Annotated in this window: 20 protein-coding genes; 3 read left to right on the top strand and 17 right to left on the bottom strand. The window is 70.1% G+C overall.

The window, feature by feature from the left end; genetic code table 11:
* Positions 1-3 precede the first annotated feature (3 nt).
* The 14 genes from ACFQRI_RS10080 to eccCa form a co-directional block, all read right to left on the bottom strand.
* Entirely contained in the window at positions 4-2,586 is a 2,583-nt protein-coding gene (locus tag ACFQRI_RS10080) for a WXG100 family type VII secretion target (protein WP_380666956.1), read from the bottom strand.
* Complete coding sequence (locus ACFQRI_RS10075; protein WP_380666954.1) at positions 2,583-2,894, bottom strand: hypothetical protein; 312 nt, start codon at positions 2,892-2,894, stop codon at positions 2,583-2,585. The genes ACFQRI_RS10080 and ACFQRI_RS10075 overlap by 4 nt, the downstream gene beginning before the upstream one ends.
* A 156-nt stretch (positions 2,895-3,050) precedes the next feature.
* Positions 3,051-3,317: a hypothetical protein gene (locus ACFQRI_RS10070; RefSeq protein WP_380666952.1), complete on the bottom strand. Its 267-nt coding sequence runs from the start codon at positions 3,315-3,317 to the stop codon at positions 3,051-3,053.
* A 217-nt stretch (positions 3,318-3,534) separates the two neighbouring features.
* The gene (locus ACFQRI_RS10065; RefSeq protein WP_380666950.1) at positions 3,535-3,693 is read right to left on the bottom strand and encodes a hypothetical protein; all 159 of its coding nucleotides are present in this window, start codon (positions 3,691-3,693) and stop codon (positions 3,535-3,537) included.
* A gap of 52 nt (positions 3,694-3,745) precedes the next feature.
* Positions 3,746-5,080: a phosphoglucosamine mutase gene (gene glmM / locus ACFQRI_RS10060; protein WP_380666948.1), complete on the bottom strand. Its 1,335-nt coding sequence runs from the start codon at positions 5,078-5,080 to the stop codon at positions 3,746-3,748.
* A 183-nt stretch (positions 5,081-5,263) separates the two neighbouring features.
* Positions 5,264-5,746: a 30S ribosomal protein S9 gene (gene rpsI / locus ACFQRI_RS10055; RefSeq protein ID WP_380667316.1), complete on the bottom strand. Its 483-nt coding sequence runs from the start codon at positions 5,744-5,746 to the stop codon at positions 5,264-5,266.
* Between the two features lie 26 nt (positions 5,747-5,772).
* Positions 5,773-6,219 carry a 50S ribosomal protein L13 gene (gene rplM / locus ACFQRI_RS10050; protein WP_380666946.1) on the bottom strand — a complete coding sequence of 149 codons (447 nt, stop codon included), beginning with the start codon at positions 6,217-6,219 and terminating at the stop codon, positions 5,773-5,775.
* Positions 6,220-6,643: 424 nt separating this feature from the next.
* Positions 6,644-6,934 (bottom strand): WXG100 family type VII secretion target, encoded by a 291-nt coding sequence (locus ACFQRI_RS10045; RefSeq protein ID WP_380666944.1) that lies wholly within the window; start codon positions 6,932-6,934, stop codon positions 6,644-6,646.
* Positions 6,935-7,006: 72 nt separating this feature from the next.
* Positions 7,007-7,309: a WXG100 family type VII secretion target gene (locus tag ACFQRI_RS10040; RefSeq protein WP_380666942.1), complete on the bottom strand. Its 303-nt coding sequence runs from the start codon at positions 7,307-7,309 to the stop codon at positions 7,007-7,009.
* A 317-nt stretch (positions 7,310-7,626) separates the two neighbouring features.
* On the bottom strand, positions 7,627-9,408 hold the full coding sequence (locus ACFQRI_RS10035) for a type VII secretion-associated protein (protein ID WP_380666940.1): 1,782 nt from the start codon (positions 9,406-9,408) through the stop codon (positions 7,627-7,629).
* A gap of 236 nt (positions 9,409-9,644) precedes the next feature.
* Complete coding sequence (locus ACFQRI_RS10030; protein WP_380666938.1) at positions 9,645-10,427, bottom strand: ESX secretion-associated protein EspG; 783 nt, start codon at positions 10,425-10,427, stop codon at positions 9,645-9,647.
* A 228-nt stretch (positions 10,428-10,655) separates the two neighbouring features.
* The gene (locus ACFQRI_RS10025; RefSeq protein WP_380666936.1) at positions 10,656-10,835 is read right to left on the bottom strand and encodes a DUF397 domain-containing protein; all 180 of its coding nucleotides are present in this window, start codon (positions 10,833-10,835) and stop codon (positions 10,656-10,658) included.
* Positions 10,836-10,973: 138 nt separating this feature from the next.
* Positions 10,974-11,486, bottom strand: a complete 513-nt coding sequence (locus tag ACFQRI_RS10020; RefSeq protein ID WP_380666934.1) for a hypothetical protein — start codon at positions 11,484-11,486, stop codon at positions 10,974-10,976.
* A 130-nt stretch (positions 11,487-11,616) separates the two neighbouring features.
* Positions 11,617-15,705 carry a type VII secretion protein EccCa gene (eccCa, locus tag ACFQRI_RS10015; RefSeq protein WP_380666932.1) on the bottom strand — a complete coding sequence of 1,363 codons (4,089 nt, stop codon included), beginning with the start codon at positions 15,703-15,705 and terminating at the stop codon, positions 11,617-11,619.
* A gap of 276 nt (positions 15,706-15,981) precedes the next feature.
* Between eccCa and eccD the strand changes: the two genes are divergently transcribed.
* Together eccD and mycP are read left to right on the top strand one after the other, a co-directional pair.
* Positions 15,982-17,424 carry a type VII secretion integral membrane protein EccD gene (gene eccD / locus ACFQRI_RS10010; protein WP_380666929.1) on the top strand — a complete coding sequence of 481 codons (1,443 nt, stop codon included), beginning with the start codon at positions 15,982-15,984 and terminating at the stop codon, positions 17,422-17,424.
* Between the two features lie 9 nt (positions 17,425-17,433).
* Entirely contained in the window at positions 17,434-18,801 is a 1,368-nt protein-coding gene (gene mycP / locus ACFQRI_RS10005; protein ID WP_380666927.1) for a type VII secretion-associated serine protease mycosin, read from the top strand.
* 43 nt (positions 18,802-18,844) lie between these two features.
* On the opposite strand, the gene ACFQRI_RS10000 is transcribed toward mycP, so the two are convergent.
* The 3 genes from ACFQRI_RS10000 to eccE form a co-directional block, all read right to left on the bottom strand.
* Positions 18,845-19,723, bottom strand: coding sequence for a hypothetical protein (locus tag ACFQRI_RS10000; RefSeq protein ID WP_380666925.1), 879 nt, complete (start codon positions 19,721-19,723; stop codon positions 18,845-18,847).
* Positions 19,724-19,900: 177 nt separating this feature from the next.
* Entirely contained in the window at positions 19,901-20,632 is a 732-nt protein-coding gene (locus ACFQRI_RS09995) for a hypothetical protein (protein WP_380666923.1), read from the bottom strand.
* On the bottom strand, positions 20,629-21,843 hold the full coding sequence (gene eccE, locus ACFQRI_RS09990; protein WP_380666921.1) for a type VII secretion protein EccE: 1,215 nt from the start codon (positions 21,841-21,843) through the stop codon (positions 20,629-20,631). The genes ACFQRI_RS09995 and eccE overlap by 4 nt, the downstream gene beginning before the upstream one ends.
* Positions 21,844-22,105: 262 nt before the next feature.
* On the opposite strand from eccE, the gene eccB reads away from it, so the two are divergent.
* The gene (gene eccB, locus ACFQRI_RS09985; RefSeq protein ID WP_380666919.1) at positions 22,106-23,683 is read left to right on the top strand and encodes a type VII secretion protein EccB; all 1,578 of its coding nucleotides are present in this window, start codon (positions 22,106-22,108) and stop codon (positions 23,681-23,683) included.
* Positions 23,684-23,732: the final 49 nt, after the last annotated feature.

Genomic DNA, 23,732 nt, shown 5'->3' with positions numbered 1-23,732 from the left:
CAATCACCGTTCCTGGTCCTCGCCCAGCACCGAGCGGAAGCGCACGTTGGACGCCTCCACCCCGTCGTCGAACAGCTGCCCCTCGGTGCGCCAGGGGCTGTCGTTGGTGCGCTCCTGGTCGCCTCCCTGACCTTGGCCGGCGCCGCCCATCATGCCGCCGCCCATCATGCCGCCACCCATGGCGGAGCTGGACTGGCCCTGCTGCCCGCCACCAGCGGACGGGTCGCCGCCCAGCGAGGACATGCCGGTCGATCCGGTGCTCTGCGGAGCGTCGCCGCCGCCCAACGAGGACAGGCCCGAAGAGCCCGTCTGACCACCGGGTTTCTGGTCGTCGTCCGGCCCGAAGAGGCTCCCGCTCGCGCTGCCGAAGGAGTTCTGCACGCCCTCGCCCGAGGTGAAGGTGTTCGCCCCCGAAGCCTGCGGAGCCGTCATCGCCGGTTCGCCCGGCGCCGGAGCACCGGAGACGTCCGCCGCGGGCATCGTGGAAACCCCCGGCACCGGCCCGGCCGCGGGGGCAGCCGCGGGCGCGCTCGCGAAGTCGCCGGAGATCGCCTCGCCCGCCGGCACCGAGCCGGCCGCGGGCGCCGGCGCTTCCGGAGGCGCGGGAGGTTCCGGGGCCAGCGATGGCGGTGCTTCTCCGGGCACCGGACCACCGCTGACGTTGGCCTCCGGGGGCAACGTCCCCGGGCCGCCGCCCGGGGCGGGCGGTTGCGGGTCGTCGCCGAAGTCCACCGTCTGGTTCAGCGGCGGCTGGCCACCGCCGTTGTCGACGTTGACCTTGATCGCGCCGCCCTCGCCCTGCTCCAGGGTGATGGTGCGGTCGCCTTCGTGGATAACCGCGGTGCCGTCCGGTCCGGGCTGCACCGGAATGGGCTGCGGGCCCATCGGCCGCTGGCTGCCCGCGAGCGGATCCGCACCGGGCTGGCCCGGAGCGGGTTGGCCGGGCGCGGGCTGACCGGGGACCGGCTGGCCGGGCACCTGCCCGGGCTCGCCCCCGGCGAAGTCGACGGCGTAGGTCTTGGGCTGCCCGTCGGGACCGACCAGTTCGACCTGCGTCTTCCCGTCCGGACCCGGTTCCTGCAGGGTGACGGCGTCCTTGCCCTCGCCGAGGGTGACCTTCTCGCCTTCCTGCCCGGGCGCACCCGGGCCTCCGGGCGCTCCAGGACCGCCCGGTGCGGGCATCTCCGGCGGCTTGGGCATCTCCGGGGTCTCCGGCGGCTTCGGCATGTCCGGCGTCGATGCGCCACCCCCGCCGCCGGCACCAGCACCACCACCGGAACCCGCACCAGCACCGACGCCATCACCGGAACCCGCACCACCGCTCGGGCCGCCCCCAGCGCCCTGCTGACCACCGCCCCCCTGCTGCCCGTCAGGGCCCTGCTTGCCCGGGTTGTAGTCCTTCTTTCCACCCGGATTCTTGAAGGGATCTTCCTCGACCTTCCCGAGATGGTCGGTCAAGGTCTTCCAGTGCTCGTTGACGGCCTCTTTCGCCTTGTCGCAGATGCCGATGATCGACTTGTGCTTGGCCTCGAAGTCTGGCGCGAACGTGGTCGACAGCCACTGAATCGCCTGCTGCACGACCTTGTTCCTGAAGTTCTCATCTTCGAGGCAACCGTCGTCCACCTCGATCCCGAAGTAGCCGCAGACCTCGACCAGCTGGTCGTCACTCGGGTTGTTGACTCCTACATCCACGATGTTGCGAATTTGCTGCGATGTCCGACCACCAACGGTATTGCGGTCTGGCACCGCGTCCAGCACACCTGTCGCCTTGTCGACGCACGCCTTGGACACCCGGTGAGTGGCGTCCTTGATGATCTGCGACGTGTCCCCGAGATAGTCACCGACCGTGGAGGCGCCGGTACTGATATCAGCGAAGTTCTGCTGTGAGGCGTCGGAAGCAGCACCAGTCCAGCCACCCCAGACCGCCTTCATCCGGTCGGCCATCTTGCGGCTCTGTTCGCGCTGCTTCTCGGCCGCGTCGCTCAGCTCGTCAGCGTCGACCTTGAAGTTCGCGAAGTTGATATCGCGCTGTTCGTCGTAACGCTTCTGAACAGCGTGCTTGGTGAAGCCGCCCTTCGGCTCGTTCTGCCTGATGTGACCCGGCAACTCCTTGTAGAGAGGAGCGAAGTTCTCGAAGTAGGCGAGGGCCGGCTCGCCCTTGTCGAGGATCTCGTTCGAGTTCGAGCAGCCAGTGCCTCCGTCACCCGCCTTGCGCGTGATGTCCTGAAGGTCGCCCTTGTTGCCCTTGAGGGCTTTCGCGTACTTGCTCTCGTCGCCCCCCGCTTGCTTCGCGGCGTCGTACGAGTCCCGAATGTCGTTGTCTTCGGAAGCTTCGTAGGTCTTGTCGTAATCGACCTTGAACTTCTTCTCGTAACTCTCTAATTCCTCGTTGAACTTGTCGGGAGCCGCCCCGGGGTCATCGGAACCGTTGTCCTCCGCGCGAACGCGCTCCAACCCCTCGTACCGCGCGCGGTCGTCCCGCATGTTGAGGAGCATGTCCCGCTTGTGCTCTCGCGGCACATTCGGGTCGTCCAACACCTTCTTGACGTCAGGCCACGACGGGTACTCCCGGTTCGGATCGCTCACTGCTGACCACCCGCCTGGTTCACCTTGGCAGCGTTCCCGGCGTCTTCCCACTCGTACCCGCGTGCGGCGCCGTTGAGGTTGTCCGCGAAGTCATCAGTGATCTTGGCGTTGTTGTCGATAGCCTTGGAGATCTTCTTGAGGCCCTCGAAATACGGCTCAGCGGCCTGCTTGTGCTCGCGTCCGAAGTCGTTCTTCCCCAGCTTCGACGACTCGACCTTGTTCTTCAGGTCTCCGATCGCCTGCGAACATCCCTTGATCGATGTCGCGGCCGACGCGAGTTCGCCAGTATTGGCACCCAGCCCGCTCACCGTGATCTCCCCTCCGCCATCTACAACCAGCCGCACCGTGCCCGCGACCGATGCAGATCGGACGGGCTCGGCCCCCTGCTCGGTTCCACATCTTGTCAGGATGTTCGCCGCAAAATGGCCGTTTCGACCAGGTGCTTGCAGTCGCGAACGGGCGCGTCAGCGGGGCGGGTACTGCCCGAAGCCCTGCTGCGGCGGGTACTGCTGCGGGGGTTGCTGCTGGAAGCCCTGCGGGGGCTGGGGCTGCTGCCACTGCTGCGGCTGGCCCCACTGCTGCTGCGGTTGCGAGGGCTGCTGTCCCCACTGCGGCTGACCGAAGCCCTGCTGGTGGGAGCTGGCCCGCCTCTTCCCGAAGACCAGGTAGCCGACGCCGAAACCGATCGCCCCACCCAGGACCAGCCCGATCAGCACGGGGAACAGATTCAACAAACCTCAACAACCCTCGTCGTTCGCGGACGCGCGCGTTCGCACCCAGCAGCATGCCAGGTGCGGGGAAGCGCGGAGCTCGGGCCCGGATCAGCCGAGGAGTTCCACGATGCCGTTGGGGGTGGCGAGCACGACGGCCACGAACGCCGCCACGAGCATGCACACCAGCGGGACGATCAGGACCATCAGCAGGTCACCGGGGAACTTCATGGTGGAGTCATGCCCTGGATCGGCGGTTCACCAAACGACTGCGGCCCTCGTGAACCGCGTTGACGGCCTTCAGACCCGTGATCATCACGGCCGAGAGCGCGACGATCCCGACAACGAGCCCGATGGCGACGAGCCCGACCAGCATGGCGACAGCGATGGCACCCATGTGAGCAGGCTCTCATAGAAACGCGTTCTATGGAGACTCAGATCACAAATGATCACCGAACGGCTGATACGATTTTTGCCAGTTGGTCCGCGGTGTCCTGCGCGTGCCGCTCATCGGCGGCCTCCACCATCACCCGAACGAGGTTCTCGGTACCCGACGGACGGAGCAGCACCCGGCCGGTCTCGCCGAGCTGCGCCTCGGCTTCGGCGACCGCCGAGGTGACCGATTCGGCGGCCACGGCGGTGGCCTTGTCCGCCACCCGGACGTTGACCAGGACCTGGGGAAGCCTGCGCATGACCTTGGCCAGCGAGTCCAGGCCGGTGCCGGTCTCGGCGACCCGGCCCATCAGGCGCAGCGCGGTGAGCAGGCCGTCGCCGGTGGTCGCGTGCCCGGGAAGCACGACGTGGCCGGACTGCTCGCCGCCCAGCGAGAAACCACCCGCGCGCAGCTCCTCGAGCACGTAGCGGTCGCCCACCTTGGTGGTCCGCAGCGACACACCGTGCTCGCGCATCGCCAGGTGCAGGCCGAGGTTGGTCATCACAGTGGCGACCAGCGTGTTCTCCACCAGCTCGCCGGACTCCACCATGGCCAGCGCGAGCACCGCCATGATCTGGTCGCCGTCGACGACCGCGCCGGTGGAGTCCACCGCCAGGCAGCGGTCGGCGTCGCCGTCGTGGGCGATGCCCAGGTCGGCACCGTGCTCGACCACGGCCGCCTGGAGGCCTTCGAGGTGGGTGGAGCCGACTCCGTCGTTGATGTTGATGCCGTCCGGCTCGGCGTTGATGGCGATGACCTGCGCACCCGCGCGCCGGTAGGCGTCCGGAGCGGCGATCGAGGCCGCGCCGTTGGCGCAGTCGACCACGACCTTGAGGCCTTCCAGCGACTGCGGAGCGGCGGTCAGCAGGTGGTCGACGTAGCGGCGCTCGGCGTCCTCGGCATCGCGGACGCGGCCGACGTGGATGCCGGTCGGGCGGTCGACCTGCTCGGTCAGCCGGGTCTCGATCTCGTCCTCGACGGCGTCGGGCAGCTTGTGCCCGCCCGCGGTGAACAGCTTGATCCCGTTGTCCGGCATCGGGTTGTGCGACGCGGAGATCATCACGCCGATGTCCGCGCCGAGGTCGTTGACCAGGTGCGCCACGGCGGGCGTGGGCAGCACGCCCACCCGCAGCACGTCGGCGCCCGCGGAGGTGAGCCCGGCCACCACGGCGGCCTCCAGCATCTCGCCGCTGGCCCGCGGGTCGCGGCCCACCAGGGCCACCCGCCGGCGCGAATCGTCCCGGTCGTAGAGGACGCGAGCCGCGGCCGCGCTGACCTGCATCGCCAGTTCCGGGGTCAGATCGCCGTTGGCCAATCCGCGCACGCCGTCGGTGCCGAACAACCTAGCCATCAGCTGAAAGTCCTCCTCAAATCACCGCGACGGGTTCGCGGACAAGCCTCGCACAGACGTCCGGGGGTCACGCGCGCCAGGCACCCGGTGGGGTACATCCCGCATACAACGACTGCGGGAGCAGCCCCGCCCCGGACTGAGGACGGACGCTGCTCCCGCAGGTGTTGCTCGATGAGGCTCGCGTCAGCGCTTGCTGTACTGCGGGGCCTTGCGGGCCTTCTTGAGGCCGTACTTCTTGCGCTCCTTCTCCCGGGAGTCGCGGGAGAGCAGGCCGGCCTTCTTCAGCGCCGGGCGGTCGTCGTTGTCGTACGCCGACAGTGCGCGGGCGATGGCCATGCGCAGGGCGCCGGCCTGGCCGGACGGCCCGCCGCCGCGCAGGGTGCCCAGCACGTCGAAGCTCTCCAGGCGCTCGACCGTGGTCAGCGGCTCCTTGACGACCTGCTGGTGCACCTTGTTCGGGAAGTAGTCCTCGAGGGACTTGCCGTTGAGCTTGAAGCTACCGCTGCCCGGAACCAGCCGGACGCGGGCAACGGCCTCCTTGCGGCGGCCAACGGTCTGCACCGGGCGGCCGGAGGGCACCGGCACCGGGGCCGGAGCAACGGCCTCGGCGACCTCGGTGGTCTCGACGGTCTCTTCCGGAGCAGCGGTCTCCTCGGCAGCGGTCACTGCCTCTTCCTGCTGGAATTCGTCAGTCACTTCTGGACCTTCGCCTTAATCTCGAACGGCTGCGGGTTCTGGGCCTGGTGCGGGTGCTCCGGACCGGCGTAGACCTTGAGCTTCTTGCCCATGGCGCGGCCGAGCTTGTTCTTCGGGAGCATTCCCTTGATCGCCTTCTCGAGCAGCCGCTCGGGGTGCGAGTCGAGCACCTGGCCGAAGGACTGCTTGCGCAGACCACCGGGGTAGCCGCTGTGCCGGTACTGGAACGCCTGGTCGCGCTTGTTACCGGTGAGGGCCACCTTGTCGGCGTTGATGATGACGACGAAGTCACCGGTGTCGACGTGCGGCGCGTAGGTCGGCTTGTGCTTGCCGCGCAGCAGCGTCGCGGCCTGAGTTGCCAACCGGCCGAGCACCACATCCTCGGCGTCGATCACATGCCAGGCGCGGGTCACCTCGCCGGGCTTCGGGCTGTACGTGCGCACGGGTCTACCTCGTCGTCGTTCGCGTCGGAATCGTCAGTGCGGAGCCCGTCTCGATCACGCCGGTCGGTCCGTGGTCCATTCCCATCGAACCGGCACGTCCGTCAGCACCGCCGCCCGGAACTCGCTCGCTCGAAGCGGGCCGTTCCCGTGGCGCGGGCTGCGACCGCGCACCGCACAACAAAAAATGAGGGTACTTGGTGGCTTCTTGCCCGGTCAAAACGGGTCCTCGGTAGCGGGTCGAGACGCATGACCTGGCAATCGCCGGAACTACTATAGCAATACCGCGACCAACACCTCGGCCGCCCCGTCGGACCGCGTCCGACCACGCACGACGGAGATCGTTGCGGGCGGGGAAACAACCGTGGCCCCGGCGGTGAAACCGGGGCCACGACCGAGCCGATCGCTCGGGCAGAGCGAAGTGAGCTCAGCCACCGAAGCGGCCGGCGTTCTTCTTCTCACCCGCCTGGAAGGCCTCGTTGGCCGCGCCCACGGCCATGCCCATCTTCGCGGCGGTCTCCTGCATCTTGGCGGCCTCGGCGTCCCACTCGGCCTGGGCCTGCTGGTAGGACTGCACGGCCTCGCCCTCCCAGGTGGAGACCAGGCGCTGGATCTTGCTCTCCAGGTCGTCCAGCTCGGCCTGGATCTTCTGGGCCGCCTGCTGCAGGTCATCCGAAGCCTGCTGCAGCTCCGCGAAGTTGACGTTGATCTCGCTCATTTGCCTATCCCCTCGAAAGCGTGTCGATCAAGAAAGTGGAGTCCGCGAACCGCGTGCTGCGATCTCGGAAGGTCAGCCGTCCAGCATGCTGGTGATCTTGGAGATCTCCTGGGCCTGCTCCTCCTGGGTCGCGGCGTAGTCGCGGCCCGAGGACTGCACGTTCTGACCGAGCTCGTCCAGCTTCTGGATGATCTTCTTGCCGCTCTCCTGGTACTGCTCCATCAGCCGGCGGAAGACGTCGGCCGCCTGGCCCTTCCAGTTCTGCGCCGGGCCCTCGAGCTGGCCGTGCAGCTGGTTCAGCGCCTGCTCGACGGCGTTGCGAGCCTCTTCGATGTCGGTCGAAGCCTGCTGGATCGCCTCAACGTCAGCACCCATTCCAGCCATCGGTGGATGACCCCCTTCAAACACTCGGTATCAAGTCCGGATGAACCTGCGACGCAGACATTGCCACGTCCGGTTCCACCTTGTCCCAGCTTTTCGGGCAAGCCGTTGCGGTTGTAAACGACGAAACGGAAACGCGCTGGTCAGAATGCGATTCGCAGTTGCGAAAAGTCCGGTTCGGCGAGCTCGATCACCGTTCGCGATCGCGATCTCCAATACCTCCGGCCAGTTTTCGGTCCGCAGTGGACTGTCGAAGAGCGCCGTCGCGAAGCCCGGTCCTCGGTGTGACGCAAGACAATTCCGCGGCGCGCTCAGTCGCCGATTCGCAGCGAGGAGACGACCTGCTCGCAGGCGCGAACGACCTCGTCCTTGCCCGCCGGCGAGTACTTGCAACCCACGCTCACCTTGAACCGACCTTCGTAGAGCGTGTACCACTCCACGAGCGCGCCCGGCAGGTTCTCCCGGTAGTAGACGACGTTGCGGCCGGCGAAGCTGGTGGAGGGCATGAACGAGCTGAACCGCTCGCCGTTGCCGACGCTGTCCAGGTACTCGCCGTGCAGCTGCTGGACCGCGCGGCTGCGGTCGCTGTCGGTGTCGAAGTCCAGCCGCCCCTCCTCGACGGCCACCAGCGAGCCCTGCGCGCCGCGGACCGGGGCGATGAAGGTCTGCATCTTCTGCGGATCGCCATCGCCGGTGGGCTTCCAGCCCCCGGGATGAGCGAAGCCGTAGTCGTAGGCGTCGATCCGCCCGGCGGGCTGCTCCGGCTCGGCCTGCGGGACGTTTCCGCTGGTGAGCAACAGCGTCGCGGCCGCCCCGAGGGCGAGCACCAGGGCCACCGCACCGCCGACCAGCCAGGGCCTCTTGCGCTTCCCGGACTTGCGCAGCGGGTTATCCCGCGCGGGCTTGGTCGGCTCGTCGTCGAGCACCACGGTGCGCTGCCGGGGCAGCGCCTCGGCAGCCCCGGGCGCAGGCAGCGAGCGCACGGTGGTGCCCGCCCACGTGCCCGCGGGCGCGAGCCCGCCGCGTTCCGGATCGAGGCGCACCGCCCGCAGCGCGCCCCTGGCGACCACGGTCTCCGGCTGGTCGAGGGTGGTGGGCACCACCCCGGTGCGCTCGTGGATCAGGCGCGACACCAGCGGGATCCGGCTGGAACCGCCGACCAGGAACACCCCGGCCAGCCGGTCTCGCGGCACCTGCCCGGCGCGCAGCGTGGCGGGCACCAGGTCGGCCGCGGCCGCCAGCGGTGCGGCGACGAGCTTCTCCAGGTCGGCGCGGGTGAGGTGCGCGTCGGAGAACGGCGGCGGCATCGGCACGTCGGTGTAGGCGTGCCGGGAGAGGGTTTCCTTGGCCCCGCGCACGTCCTGGCGCAGCACGCGGCGACGCCGCCGATCGGCCATCTCGCGGCCGGCTACCAGCTTGCGCCAGGCGTCCGGGTCGGTGCCGCCCACCAGGCGGCCGACGTGGTCGAGCAGCACCTGGTCGATGTCGGCGCCGCCGAAGTCCGGCTTGCCGCGCGTGGCCAGCACCTGGAACGCGGCGCCCTGCTTGCGCACGACGCTGGCGTCGACGGTCCCGCCGCCCAGGTCGAGCACCGCAAGCGCCCCGCCGTCGGGCAGCCCGTGCCCGGCGGAGTGGAACACCGCGGCGGCGACCGGCTCGGCGACCAGCACGATCTCCTTGCCCAGCCCGAGCGCGGCCTGGCGGAGCTCACCGGTGCGCACCGAACCCCAGTCGGCGGGGTGGGTCAGCACCAGCAGATCGACGGCGGCGCCCCCGGCGAACCGGCGGGCCTCGCCGACCGCGCGCTGCAGCACGGCGCGGATGACCTCGCCGACCTTGAACACGCTGCCGCCGAGCAGCAGCTCGCCCTCGTCGATGCGGCGCTTGGGGTGCGGCTCGAAGCGGGACGGGTCCACCGCGGCCTGCCGCTCGGCCTCGTGCCCGACGAACAGCGTCCCGTCGGCGGCGGCGAACACCGCGGAAGGCACCAGCGGCTGACCGTCGATGACGACGACCTGCGGCTCGGCGCCTCCGACGGACACGACCGTGCAAGTGCTCGACGTGCCGAAGTCGATCGAGACGTGCAGGGACACCCAGTACTCCTAACCGCCTGACCCCCTGACAGGCAGCCTAGAGGGTAGGCGCCCGACCCGACCAGCAGCGACACCCAGCCGGGCGGAACCTCGCGGCGCGCGCCGTCCGCGGGAGAAATCCGCTGGTGAGCCCGGCCGTCCGGGAGAGCCCGGCGGGGCTCCCGGACCGGCTTCCGCGGAATTCACCTCGGCGGAAGGGCTTTCGAGCCGCGGCGCACCCGCCGCGTTCGGACCGCTCAACCGGAGCGGACTTCGGCGACCCGGTCCTGCAGGGCTCGGACCAGGTCCTGGGCGTTCAGGCCGGACAGGACCAGCTCCCGGCCCGTTCGGACGAGGCCGTAGCGACCGTCCGGTTCGGCGACGTCGAACCACTTGAGCACCGAGGAGCGGTGCGTTCGGCCGCTGCGATCGCGGAGGTTCGCGGTGAACTGGCCGTCCCGGTAGTGGTCCACCTCGGTGAACGCGCGGAGCTCCTCGACCGGGGTCTTCTCGCGCTCGACGGTCGGCTCCGCCGCGTCCTCGGCCGCAGCGGGTTCCGGCCGCTCCAGGTCGGCGAGCGGAACCGCCAGGCGCGGGCGTTCACCGGGCGGCGCGGGCGGCAGGCCCTGGATCGCGGCCGCGCCCACCGAGGTGCGCGGGTGCGTGGTGATGCGCAGATCACCGCCGCGGAACCCGGACTCGCCGGGTTGCTGGACGATCAGCAGCGCACCGTCCTCGGTGGCCACCGACAGCAGCCGGCACGGCGAATCGGTGACGTCGTCGACCAGGTACAAGCCCTCGATCCACAACCCCGGGTTCGCGATTCGGCTCAGCAGATCGGCGAACCGCGGGTTCAGCCCCGCCGGGACGAGCAGGCCCGCCGCGGCCATCTCGGGCTCGGCGCGCTGCCGGAGAGCCGAGCGCTCGTCGCGCGTCTCACCGTGCGAGCGCACGGCGAGCGGGAAGGGGTGCTCGCCGAACCCGCCGATCTCCCAGCACAGGTCGAACCACAGCGGTGGCAGCAGCCATCGCTCGGACAAGAATCCTCCTGCTCGTTCCCCGGAGGACGGCCGCGCGGCCTCCGGCCACTTCACTCAGCAGAGTGATCACGAGCGTGGAGAGTACAAGGCTCGCGGGCCGCGTGCGGCCCACCTTCCGCGGGCGAACCGCGCACTTCGGGCGGACCGCCCCATCTCGGGCCAGGTGAAGGGGGTTCGGCCGATCGCCGCACCTGTCCGGGCGTGCGGCGATCGGCCGAACCGCCGCCGTCAGCCGCGCAGGCTGTTCACGAAGACTTCCCACTGCCGGCGCGAGAAGGTCAGCACGGGCCCGCCGCGATCCTTCGAGTCCCGGACCTCGACCCGATCGCCCTTCACGGAAACTTCAACGCAGTCGTGCCCAGCGCCGCAGAACGAAGCCGTCTTCCAGCGAACCAAAGCGTCGGTCATGTCGTCTCGCTCTCGTACTGCTGCACGTACGAGTTCAGTATCCCGCGAGACGCTGCGCCGAGAAGAGGCCTGCTGCCCCACGCGAACAGCAACCAGCACCTCGCAGCGCGGTGGGGTTCGCGGTTCGGCCCGAACGGCCTACGGAAGGCGGCCTTCGATCGGGACCGCGATGTCCCAGGCCGTCTTGCACGCCGAGTAGTCGTCGGACTTCGTGCCCGGGTGGTAGTCCACCCGCACGTTCAGCGAGCCGGAGCCGACGACGAGCGCCTGGTTGCACCTGCTGCGCCCGATCTGGTCGGCCATGATCAGCTTGAGCGCCTTGTGCTTGCCCAGCCCGTTCTCCTGGAACAGGCCGACCTCCTCGCGGCGGTCCTGCCAGTACTCCAGGTTCCGCCCCTCGTGCACCGCGATGGTCAGCTCGTACTCCGGGTGCGCGAACCGGCAGCCGGGGCCCGCGCCGTCGTCCGCCGGCTGCCCCGGCCCGACCACTCCGTAGGGCAGCAGGTCGGCCTCGCTCATCACCAGGCACGGATCGACCCCGGCGAGCGATCCCGGTGGCTGGAAGTCCTCCGAGGTCCCCGCGCAGCTGGTGAACACGGCGGCGACCGCGGCGAGGACAGCCGCCGCGGCCGTGATGCGAATCCATTGCACGCCCCAAGCCTGCCAAGAAAACAGCGCGGTGTCGCCGCCGCAACACCGCCCGCGCGCCACCCCGCACGGTAGAACCGCCCCTCGGCCAGGGCCGAGGGGCGGTTCTACCGATTCGATCACTCCGCGCGGATCACTCCGGCGGGATGAACGCGGTCTGGATCAGCTGCGGCCCGCCGCGCAGGCTCCGGCTGACCAGCGTCCCCCGTCCGGGCGGCAGCGGGCGCGACTTGATGTTGGCGACCAGCTGGCCGTCGTCCTTGTTCGCGCTCATCGCCAGACCCGGCGCCGAGGTCTCCCGCATCTTGCCGATCAACGGCTCGAACAGGGCGCGACCCGCACCACCGGAGTTGCGGGCCAGCACCACGTGCAGACCCACGTCCGCCGCCTGCGGGATGAACTCCGCCAGCGGGGCCAGCGGGTTGTTGCCCTGCGGGGCTACCAGCTCGTAGTCGTCGACCACCACGAACAGCTCCGGGCCCTTCCACCAGGACCGGTTCTTGAGCTGCTCCTGGGTGACGTCCGGGCCGGGCAGCCGCTTCTTCAGCGAGCCGACCACGTCGTTGATGTTGGACTTGAGCTGGTCGGCGCTGACCGAGTACTCCAGCAGGTGCCCGGTGTTGAGGAACCCGAGCATCGAGCGCCGGTAGTCGACCAGCAGGATCAGCGCTTCCTTCGGCGTGTACCGCTCGGTGATGCCGCGGACGATGTTGCGCAGCAGCGCGGTCTTCCCGGACTCCCGCTCGCCGAACGCGTAGAAGTTCGGCTCGGCCTTGAAGTCCAGGTAGACCGGGTGCAGCCCGTCCTCGTTGATGCCGATGGGCACCAGCTTCGGGTGCGGCTGCTGCTCGGGCCGCGGCAGCTGGTTGTGCGGCAGCATCTCCGGCAGCAGGCGCACCTGCGGTGCCGGCTGGCCCTGCCAGGAGCTCTTGACCCGGTTGACCAGGTCGGCGACGCCGTCGGAGACGTCGTCGTTGTAGAGCTCCCAGCCCATCCGGGCCGGGCGCCGCTCGGCCTCGGCGGCCTCGGCCTCGACGCCCACCCGATCGCCGATGTTCTCCGAGTCCACGCGCGGCAGCGCGGTCAGGAAGTGCAGCGCCGAGTCGTGCATGCCGCGGCCGGGACGACCGGTCGGCACCTTCTGCGCGGCCTTGCGCGGCATCTCCGTCTCGCCCGGGTCACCGAGCCGCAGCTCGATGCGGGTCTGCAGCAGGTCCTTCATCGCCGGGCGGATCTCCGCCCACCGGGTCGCGGTGACGAACACGTGCACGCCGAAGCCCAGGCCGTTGGCCGCCAGGTTCAGCACGTCCTGCTCGAGGGACTCGAACTCCTCGCGGAAGGTCCGCCAGCCGTCCACGATCAGGAACAGGTCGCCGTAGGGGTCGTCCTCGAACTCACCGCGCCGCTTGCGGTTGCGGTAGTCGTTCATGCCCTCGACGCCGTGCTGCTGGAAACGCGCCTCCCGCTCGGAGAGCACCGCCTTGAGCTCGGCGACGGTGCGCCGCACCGTGTCCGGGTCGCGGCGGGAACCGTAGGCGCCGACGTGCGGCAGCCCGCGCAGCGCGTTGATCGAACCACCGCCGAGGTCGACGCAGTAGAACTGCACCTCCTGCGGCGTGTGGGTCAGCGCCATCGCGGCGATCATCGCGCGCACCGCGTTCGACTTGCCGGCACCGACACCGCCCACGATCGCGCCGTGACCGCCCTGCCCGGACACGTCCAGCACGAACGGGTCCTGGCGCTGGTTGTAGGGCACGTCGATCAGGCCGATCGGCACCTGCAGCCGGCCGCTGCCCGCGTAGCCGGCCGCGGTGTAGCCGCGGTCGTCGGTCTGCTGCAGCGGCGGCAGCAGGCTGTCCAGGGTCGGCGGGGTGTCCAGCGGCGGCAGCCACACCTGGTGGGCCGGCGGGCCCTGGCCGTGCACCTTGTTGATGACGACCTGGAAGTCGGTCGGACGGAGCTCGTCCTCCTCTTCCTTGGGCTTCTCCTCGACGACCTCCGGCTGCTCCGGCTCCGGCGGCTTCTCCACGAAGTCCGGGATGAACAGCTTCGGCATCTTCTCGCCGGTCACCGGCGCCGGCCCACCGCCCATGACCGGGCGGCGACCGCTGGTCTGGTGCAGGTGGCCGGAGACGAACGCGGCGCGGAACCGGTCCATGCCCTCGGGGTGCTTGATGTAGCCGTGACCACCCGTGGCGGGCAGGTCGGCCGCGTCCGGCACGCCGATGGCCGCGCGGGACTCCGCGGCGTTGAAGGTCTTCAGACCGATCCGGTAGGACAGGTGCGAGTCCAGGCCGCGCAGCTTTCCCTCCTCCAGCCGCTGGCTGGCCAGCAGCAGGTGGACCTGCAGCGAACGACCCAGGCGGCCGATCATGGTGAACAGCTCGGCGAACTCCGGCTGCTGGGACAGCAGCTCGGAGAACTCGTCGATGACCACGAACAGCGCGGGCAGCGGCTCCTGGCAGTTCTCGTCGCCGGCCTCGCCCATCTTGCGGTAGTCCCAGACGTTCTTCGCGCCCGCCTTGTTCAGGACCTCCTGGCGGCGGTTCATCTCGCCGGCCAGCGCGTCCTGCATCCGGTCGATCAGCGAGCCGTCGCCCTCCAGGTTGGAGATGTTGGCCGACACGTGCGGCGCCGGGTCGAACCCGTTGAACGTGGCACCGCCCTTGAAGTCGACCAGCACGAAGTTGAGCATCGACGAGGAGTGCGTGGCCAGCAGGCCCAGCACGATCGTGCGCAGGAACTCGGACTTGCCGGAACCGGTCGCACCGATGCACAGGCCGTGCGGGCCCATACCGCCCGAGGCGGTCTCCTTGATGTCCAGGTGGACGATCTCGCCCTGCTCGCCCGGGCCGATCGCGACCCGGTAGAGGTCGTCGCGGGAGCGCGGGCGCCAGGCCTCGTTGAGGTCGAAGGTGACCACGTCGCCGGCCAGGCCCAGCTGCTCGACGTAGTTCAGCGGGGTGGTCAGCGGCTCGTACTCGCCCGAATCGGAGTCGGCCGACTGGCCCGCGGCCATCCGCCAGGGCGCCAGCTGGCGGGACAGCGCGGTGGCCTCCTCCATGGTCAGCGAGTCCGGTTTGCCGAACCACTCCACGCCGGAACCGCCGCGGGCGCCGATCCGGTCGCCCTCGACGACCATCCGCATGCCGCGCCGGGCGGTGAGCGGGCCCAGCACGTCGGAGAGGTCGATCATCGTCACGCCGGCCAGGCCGCCCTCGACGTAGAGCGCCTCCTCCCGGCTGATCTCCGCGTCGTCGAGGATGATCACGATGTGCGGCTGTCCCTCCGGCGGGGCCGCGTTGCGCTGGAAGCGCGGGCGCTCGGCCAGCTGCTCGCCCAGCATCGCCTCCAGGTTGGCCAGCGAACCGGACATCAGGCGCATCTGGCCGATGCCGTCGGTCTCGGTGGGGTGCTGCGCGTGCGGCAGCCACTTGATCCACTCCCACTCCTGGCGCGCGCGACCGCTGGAGGCGACCGCGATCACCACGTCCTCGGGGGTGTGGAAGGTGGCCAGCTGGCAGACCATCGCGCGCGCCAGGGCGCGCACCTGCTCGCGGTCGCCCTGCAGGCCGACCGCGGCGAAACCGCGCAGCGAGGTCGCGATCGGCAGGTCGGCCACCAGCGAGTGCGCGCGCACGAAGCGGCGCAGCGCCAACGTGGTGATCGGCTCCAGCTCGTCGACCGGCCCGGTCTGCGGCGGCACCAGGCGGGTTTCCAGGCGCTGCGAACCGCGCCCCACCCGCACCTGGCAGAAGTCGTTGTCGTTGGGTCGGCGCTCCCACATGCGGCGGCTGCCCGCCGCCATCGACCACAGCGACTGCGGGTCCGGGTGGACCCACTCGCGGGCCAGCCGCTGCTCGTCAGCGGCTTCGCGAGCGCGCTCGCGCATCTGGCCGAGGTACCGCAGGTAGTCCTTGCGGTCCTCGTTCATCTCGGCCTTCTTCTGCGACCCGTCCCGACCGCCGCCCGCCATCATCCCGAATGTTGAGATGAGCATCATCATCGGCATCATCATCATCATCGGGTTGTTCCTGGCCCGCGTGAGCATGAAGGCCATCATTCCCAGCGAGGCCACGATCATGACCGCGGGAAGCAGCTTCTGGACCACGTTGCCCGGGACCGTGCGCGGGATCTCCGGCGGCGGCTCGAGGTGCACCTCCCCACCTGGAGGCCGGGGCGCGGCCAGGCGCGGCGGGCGCTTGAACTGCAGCGTGCTCACCGGACGCAACAACCTTTCCGTGTCATCGGACGCGAACGGGCGCCATTCTTCACGGTCAGTCCGCATCGGACGGCGGGGTGCCGCTCGACGTGACCAACCAGATACGAAGCAGTTGGCACGAGTTCCACCAAACCCGTCACCTGTCGACGGTCGGTGTGGCCATACTAGGGGCGCTCTCCGACCGGGCGGGTGGGTTTCGCAAAGAAATCCGGCCTTGGTTGGATCGAGCCCGCGACAGGTGAAGGCAACATGACTTTGAGGAAGTAGGGGGCCCAAGTGGCGACCGGGACCACGGTGTTCAGCCGCGTGACGGTGGTGGCGCCTCAAACGCGTATCGACTTGGCGCTGCCTTCCGACGTATCGGTGGCGGACCTGCTGCCGATGCTGCTGGAACACGCGCGCGAGCAGTCCCCCGACGGCGGTTCGCGGCACGGCGGCTGGGTCCTGGCGCAGCTCGGCGAGAGCCACCCGCTCGACCCCAGCCAATCGCTGTCCGCGCAGGGCGTGGTCGACGGCGACATGCTGCAGCTGCGCCGCCGCTCGGACGACCCGCCGCCGCCGCTGTACGACGACGTCGTCGACGCGCTGGCCGAGGCCGAGCCGGGCAGCTACCGGCCCTGGACCAAGGAGACCGCCGCCCGGGTCGGGCACGTGGCCGGCTCGCTGGCGATGATCGGCGCGGCCGCCGCCATCGGGCTCGCCGGACCCGCCGGGATGCTGCACCCGCAGAACGTGCAGGGCACCACCGCCGTCGCCTACCAGCTGATCGCCGCGGTGACCGCGCTGGTCGTGGCCATCTTCGCCACCGGTGTCGGCTCGATCGTCACCCGCGCCTACGCCGCGCCCACCACCGGCACCGTGATCGCCGCCGCGGGCGGGCTGCCGATGGCCTTCGTCGGCGGCTTCAACGTCGTGCCGGGCAACAGCCTCGAACCGCGGTTGCTGCTGGGCAGCGCACTGGTGCTGATCTTCGCCTCGATCGCGATCATGGTGATCGGCGCGGGCATCGTGACCTTCATCGCCGCCGCCACCGCAGGGGCCTTCGGCACGCTGGCCTTCCTCGTCGCGACCCTCGTCCCGCACGCCGACGCGGCCGGGGTGGCCGCCGGCGCCGCCGCCGTGGCGCTGGCCGGCATCTCGCTGCTGCCGCGGATCACCATCCAGCTGGCCCGGCTGCCGCTGCCGCACGTGCCCGGCAGCTCCGAGGACCTCAAGGAGGACAGCGGATTCCCGGACTACCGGGAGATCGAGAAGCAGACCGGGCTGGCGCACCAGTACATGACCGGCCTGATCATCGGCTGCGGCGTGGTCGCCGCGCTCGGCGCGATCACCGCAGCCGCCGCCAGCCCGATCTGGGGCGCGGCGTTCGCCGTGGTCGTGGCCGCGGTGCTGCTGCTGCGCGGGCGCAACTACGCCAACGGCAGCCAGGCGCTGGCCCTGCTGTTCAGCGGCCTGATCGCCTCCGGCGGGATCGCGCTGGGGCTGCTCTACGAGGTCGCCGACGACCCGATCTCGGTGGCCTACGTCTTCCCGCCGCTGCTGGTGCTGGGCATGCTCGCCATCATCTTCGGCGTGGTGTTCCCGAACCGCCGGTTCTCGCCGGTGCAGCGGCGGATGGTCGACATCCTCGAGGCCGTGCTGATCGCCCTCGTGCTGCCGCTGGCACTCGCCGCGATGGACCTCTACATGGCCATTCGCGACCTCAACCTCAACTTCTGAGGGGCGTTGATGAGCTTCAAGCGTGTTGGGGCCATGGGCGCCGCGGTGGGCGTCCTCGCCCTCGGCGGCCCGACGGCCCCGGCGTTCGCCCAGACCGTCGGGCCGCCGGAGCTGAACCCGGCGGTGACGACCGGTAGCGCCCTGGACACCTTCGACTACCCGCAGAAGCAGGCCTGCATGGGCAGCAGCGGTGGCGGGGCGATCGAGGAGAAGCCCTGGAGCCAGCAGGTCCTGGGCATCGACCGGCTGCACGCGCAGGGACTCACCGGGGCCGGCATGACCGCCGCCGTGATCGACACCGGGGTCAACCACCACCCGCGCCTCGCCAACGTGCAGGACGGGCAGAGCAGCATCAACGACGGCCGCGGCGCGCAGGACTGCGACGGCCACGGCACCATCGTCGCCGGCATCATCGCCGCGCAACCCGACCCCACCGGCCAGGACGCCTACGTGGGCATGGCTCCGGACGCCAGGGTCCTGTCCATCCGGCAGTCCTCCAGCCTGTTCCAGGACCAGCAGACGAACAAGACCATCGGCAACACCGAGACGATGGCACAGGCCATCAACTCCGCGGTGGACGAGGGCGCCTCGGTCATCAACATCTCGCAGTCGTCCTGCCAGTCGATCGCCGAGGCGTCGAGCTACGGCAACAGCGGCAACCAGATGCTGCACAACGCGGTGCGGCGGGCCTACGACGCCGACGTCGTGGTCGTCGCGGCCGCCGGCAACGTCGGCGGGCAGTGCCAGAAGAACCCCACCGGCAACCCCACGACCGCGGTGCTTCCCGCCTGGTTCGACGACTACGTGCTGACCGTGTCCTCGACCAACCGGCAGGGCGCTCCCTCCGAGTTCGACGTGCCCGGCCCGTGGGTGGACGTGGCCGCGCCGGGCGAAGGCCTCATCGCGCTCGACCCGGGCGTGGGCGGCAGCGGACTGGCCACCCAGGTCGCCGAGGGCCAGAACGGGCAGATGGGCCCGATCCAGGGCACCAGCTTCGCCGCCCCGTACGTGTCCGGGCTGGTGCTGCTGATCAAGCAGAAGCACCCGACGCTGAGCGCCGAGGAGATCATGGAGCGGATCAAGACCACCGCTCTGCACCCCGGCGGGCGCGACGGCAACAACGACATCGTCGGCTACGGGATGATCGACCCCGAGGCGGCGCTGGCCGACGTCGTCCCCGCCGAGCACGGCAAGCAACCGCCGCCGAAGGGCGAGACCCACCTCGCCGCCGACGCGCTGCAGCGCAAGGACCTCCCGGCGATCGTCGTGGCCATCGGCGGCGCCGGCGCGGGCATCGCGGCGATCGTCTTCACCGCCTTCCTCATCAACGCGGTCCGCAACGTCCGAGCCCGAACCCACACCAACTCGGAGGAGTAGTCGCAGTTTGGCCTGAAACCGCACGCCCCTCGGGCGTGGGGTTTCAGGCCAAACTGCTTCGGGTGCGGACGGCATCTGCGATGTCGTGAACCGCCGTTGCCGACGGGTCCGCCAGAACCGCGCTGGTGACGACGAACACCAGCCAGCCGTTGGCACGCAACCACCGCCTGCGTCGCTCGTCGCGTTCGAATTGGACCGCGTCGGCGTGCCAAGCGCCCTCGTACTCGGCGAGGACCTTCGCCTCCTCGAAACCGAGATCACCACGCAGCGGAGTCCCGTGCTCGCCGGGAATCTCAAGCTGCGGCACGGGTTTGAGCCCTTCCCGGACCAGCCGCACGCGGAGCACGGACTCGGGAATCGACTCCGCGCGCCCGTCGAGCAGCTGGAAAGCCCGACGCGCCTGGACGATTCCGTCGTCGTGCCGTCCGGCGAGAAATCGTCCGAGACCTTCTTCGGTGATGACTCCGGCGTGCAGCAGCGCGTCCACGTAGGCGACCCCGCGCTCCAGCGGATGCCTCGCGAGCAGGTCGAGAGCGGTGCGCTCCGGCGTCGCGAGCTGGATTCCCGACCACGGCGCGTACTCGAAGGGCCTCCTGCGCAAGCCCCAGGCGCGGATCCCGTGGGTCCGCTTGCATCCCGAGGTCAGGACTTCGACCGGATCGGTCGACAGAGCGAGCGGCACGCCGCGCAGCGTCGCCGCCGACCGCCCGGTGATCACGGCGCCCTCGGGCAGCACCAGAGCCGCGGCGCGACAGCGCAACTCGTGCGTGAGCGCGGTCCGATGCGTCCGGTAGACGCCCTGGATCACCCGATGGCACGGGGCTTTCCTCAGGTCGCTGTCGGTGAAGCCCGCTTGCAGGACCTCGCGGCGCGTGAACAGACCGCTCGTCCGGTTCCTGGCGAACGCGTTGATCGTCCTCATGCGACGCAGTTTGCGGAGCGGAGAGCCCCAGCGGAAGCACTGCCCGCGAATCTGCGGAGAACCGCGCGCACTGTGGATGACCCGCGCCACCCGCGCGGGTGGGGATCTCGCAGTTTGGCCCAAAGCTGCACCCCGAGCGGGGTGCAGCTTTGGGCCAAACTGCGAGATCTCCGCGGGTTAGTCGCCTCGGCGGATTGGGCCCAGGATTTCCTTCTCCTGCTGGTTGGTGACCAGGCGGATCATGGACCAGGTCATGTTGCCCAGGGCGATGACCTGGTCGTCCTGGAGCTGGGTGAGCGGCTGGACCTGGTGGTTGCGCAGGCTCCAGATGCGCTGGGCGAGCTGGGCCTGGTTGAGCGGGAGCCGCTGCAGCAGCACCAGGTCGGCGGTGTTGGCCGCGTTGCCGCTGCTGACCTGCGGGTGCAGGTAGGGCAGCACGTACATGGTGGTCTGCCAGGCCGCGCGGGGCGGGAACAGCTCCTGCGGGACGGCGCCCCCGTCGTGGATCACCAGCAGCGGGGTGTCCTCCGAGGAGCGCGGCAGGTCGAACGGCGCCAGTCGGCGGATCTGCACCAGCGGCACCGGCTTGCCGTCCGGCGTCTGCCCGGCAGCGCGCTCCAGCACCTTCCACGCGGCCGGGCGGCCGGTGGCGACGATGACCCACGCGCCGGTGGCCATCGCGCGCAGCGCCAGCTGGCGCGCCAGGTACAGGCCGCCGACGGTGACCATCCTGGTCGGCATGTTGCGCAGCAGCGACGCCGCCTGCGCCTCGCCCTGCGCGTCCGACCCGATGATCACGCCGCCGCGGTCGCCGGACGGGCTGATCGCGTCCAGCGTCTCGGGGGTGACCAGGAATTCCGGTGCGACGCCCTGGTTTCCGGGCACGTCGATCGTTCTGCTTCGGCTCATGCCGCACCTCCGAGCGGCAGGGTCGCCGCCAAACCTGCCAGCTGCGAACCGCGCAGCGGCGTCAGCGTCATCCCGAGACGGTTGCTGATGGCCTTCAACCGGGCATCGGCGGTGTCGAGCTCGTTGGGCGTGCGGGCGCTGACCCGCACCAACCCGCGCAGCCCGACCTCGCCGTCCTCGCCGACCGGCGAGATGGACAGCGCGATGCTGGTGGACAGCGCGCGAATTCCGGTGAGCGCGTTGAGGCTGTCGTTCATCTGGTTCGGCCAGGAGGTGATCGCGTAGCTGGAGTGGCCCACCTGGCCGGCGGTCACGCCGTCCCAGCGCTCCTTGAGCGCGACGGGGCGCTGGGTGCCGAGCACGCCGTGCAGCTCCGCCGAGGAGATCCCGGCCTGCAGCAGCTCGTCCGGGTCCAGCGGGCGCGAGGTGATGCCCTGCTGCTCCAGCGCGTTGCGCACGCGCGAGAGCGCGCCCAGCAGCGCGCGCTGCGCGCCCAGCACGCCGCCACCGCGCTCGCCGATGGCCTTGGCGCAGCGCTGCGGGTCCAGCCGCACCGCGATCCAGGTGGTGCGGCGGGCCGCGGCCGGGAGCCTGCCCAGCACCTCCAGGTAGGAGTTCAGCGCCGGGGAGTTCGACGGCAGCGCCGCGCTGCCCGGGTAGCAGTGCCAGATCGGCTGGATCGCGTCCAGCACGACACCGCGGTCCTCCAGGCAGGGCACCAGCACGCCCAGCGGCAGGTTCGGCGCGTTGTCCACCGGGTTGAGCAGCGAAGGGGTCGGCTCGACCATCAGCACAGCGGTCCACTTGCCGTTGTGCCAGGACATCCCGACCGGATTGCGGTCGTGGTCCTGGGTCCGCGCGATCACCAGGTCCTCGACGACCAGCCGCAGCAGCGCCACCCGATGGTTCTCGTCCGGGCCGATGATGCCGTCGCCGTCCTTGTCCTCGGCGGGCTCGGCGGCGTCGACGCTGGCCGGATCGGACACCCGCGTGTGGTTGCGGCCGCGGTACTCCAGCACCAGGCCGAACCACTGGGTGAACCAGCGGCCGCGCCGCCGCAGCAGCGCGATGATCAGCGCCAGCAGGGCGATTCCGCCCGCGATGGACCACATGACCGGGTCCCGCGGGTTGATCAGGAAAACGCCGGCGCCGATCCCCAGACCGACCTCGACGAGCACGATGTTGGCCGCCGGGATGCCACCGAGCGTCACGCCGTTGATCCGCCTGCGTCGCGCGCGGATTCGCGTGCGTGGCGGGTTGGCGGGCCCGGGGGCCTTCGGCTGAGCCGGGTCTTGTGTGGGCACGGACACCGTTCGGTCTCTCCCCCTCGCAGGTTAAGTGCGGCGCAGAACGATCCGGGTGCTAGCCGCGTGAAGAGAATACTGAGCGAGTCCCTCGAACCGCACCCATTCGGCATAACTCAGCGACTATCCTGCGAGACCGTACCTCGGACGGGAGAGCTGTAGGCGAAGAATGGCATCAACACCCACAACGAAGTCACAGGTCCAGGCCTATCGGTTCGTGCTTCGCCGCATGGAGTCGGCGCTGGTGCGCAAGGACGCCGTGATGCTCCACGACCCGATGGGCTCGCACAAGCGGGCAACGGGCGCGGGAGCTGCTCTGGCCGCCATCGGTGTGATCGGGTTCCTGGTCTGGGGCCTGTTCGGCGGCAAGGGCACGGTTCCGGAACCGGGCAACATCGTCATCGCCAAGGAGAGCGGCAGCGTCTTCGTCGTCACATCCGACGACCGCGCGCAGAAGCGGCTCATCCCGATGCTGAACATGGCCTCGGCCAAGCTGCTGGTCATGGCGCAGGGCGGGCAGCAGGGCAGCGGCTCGGTGCCGACCACCACGGTTAAGGAGGCCGCGCTCGCGGACTTCCCTCGCGGCCCGGTGACCGGCATGGTCAACGCCCCGACCTACCTGCCCAGCGCGGACAACCCCGCGGAGCCCTCGTGGGCGATCTGCGACGTCGGCGACGTGGCCAACGTCAGCGACTCGCGCGTGGAGGAGGCCACCGAGGTCAAGACCACGGTCATCGGCGGCGACGGGAACCACGGCGCCGAGCTCGCGCCGAACCGGTCGCTGTTCGTCGAGGACCAGAGCTCCGGTGAGGAGTACCTCATCTACCGGGTGCAGGACCTCAGCGGCAACCGGCAGCACACCCACGCGGTGAAGTCGAAGATCAGCGACGACGCCGAGACCGTGCGCGACATCTACGGCCTCAACAGCGCCACCCCGCGCACCATCACCACCAACATGCTCAACGCCATCCCGACCGTGCCGGACCTGCAGGTCCCGGACATCGAGGGCGGCCAGCTCGACTACATGTCCCGCTACCAGGCCGGCGACGTGGTCAAGCGCACCGTGCCGGGCGAGCAGGACCAGTACTTCGCGCTGATGCCCAGCGGCAAGCTGGAGATCAACGCCGGTGCCGCGGCGGTGCTGCACGCCGCCAAGAGCAACAGCGGTGCGATCCCCAACGCCACCGGTGCCATCACCGACGCCCCGGACGCCAGCGGCAGCGACCAGCTCGACCTGTCGTACTTCCCGATGGAGGTGCCCAAGCCCACGACCTTCCAGCAGGCCGACACCTCCTGCTTGAGCTGGAAGAACATCAACGGCGCGCACAACATCACGGTGACGGTCAACCAGGGCAGCCCGGCGGTCAAGCCGGCCGTGAAGCTGGCGCAGGCCGACGACACCGGCCCGAAGGTCGACTACTACTACGCCCCGGCGGGCAAGTCCGCGGTGGTGCGCGGCACCTCCAACGAGGCCGGCGCGAGCAGCGGTCCGATCTTCCTGGTCTCCGACCAGGGCGTGCAGTACGGCATCAAGGACGCCGCCACCGCGCAGGGCCTCGGCGTGATCGGCAACGCCCGCGATCTCAAGGCGGGCCCGTCCTGGCTGATGCGGGTGCTGCCCGGCGGGGACTTCCTCGACCCGGCGAACGCGAGCATGACCTACGACTCGGTGCCGGTCGGCGCCGGTGGGGTCAACCGCCCGCCGAAGAGCGACAACCCGCAGGCCGGGGCCGCCGCGGGCAGCTGATCGGTCCGATTCAGGCGGAACCGAACCGCCTGGTCCGCACGTCCGAGGA

Source organism: Saccharopolyspora griseoalba (assembly GCF_042665275.1).
Taxonomy (GTDB): domain Bacteria; phylum Actinomycetota; class Actinomycetes; order Mycobacteriales; family Pseudonocardiaceae; genus Saccharopolyspora; species Saccharopolyspora griseoalba.
This window is presented reverse-complemented; position numbering and strand designations above follow the sequence as displayed.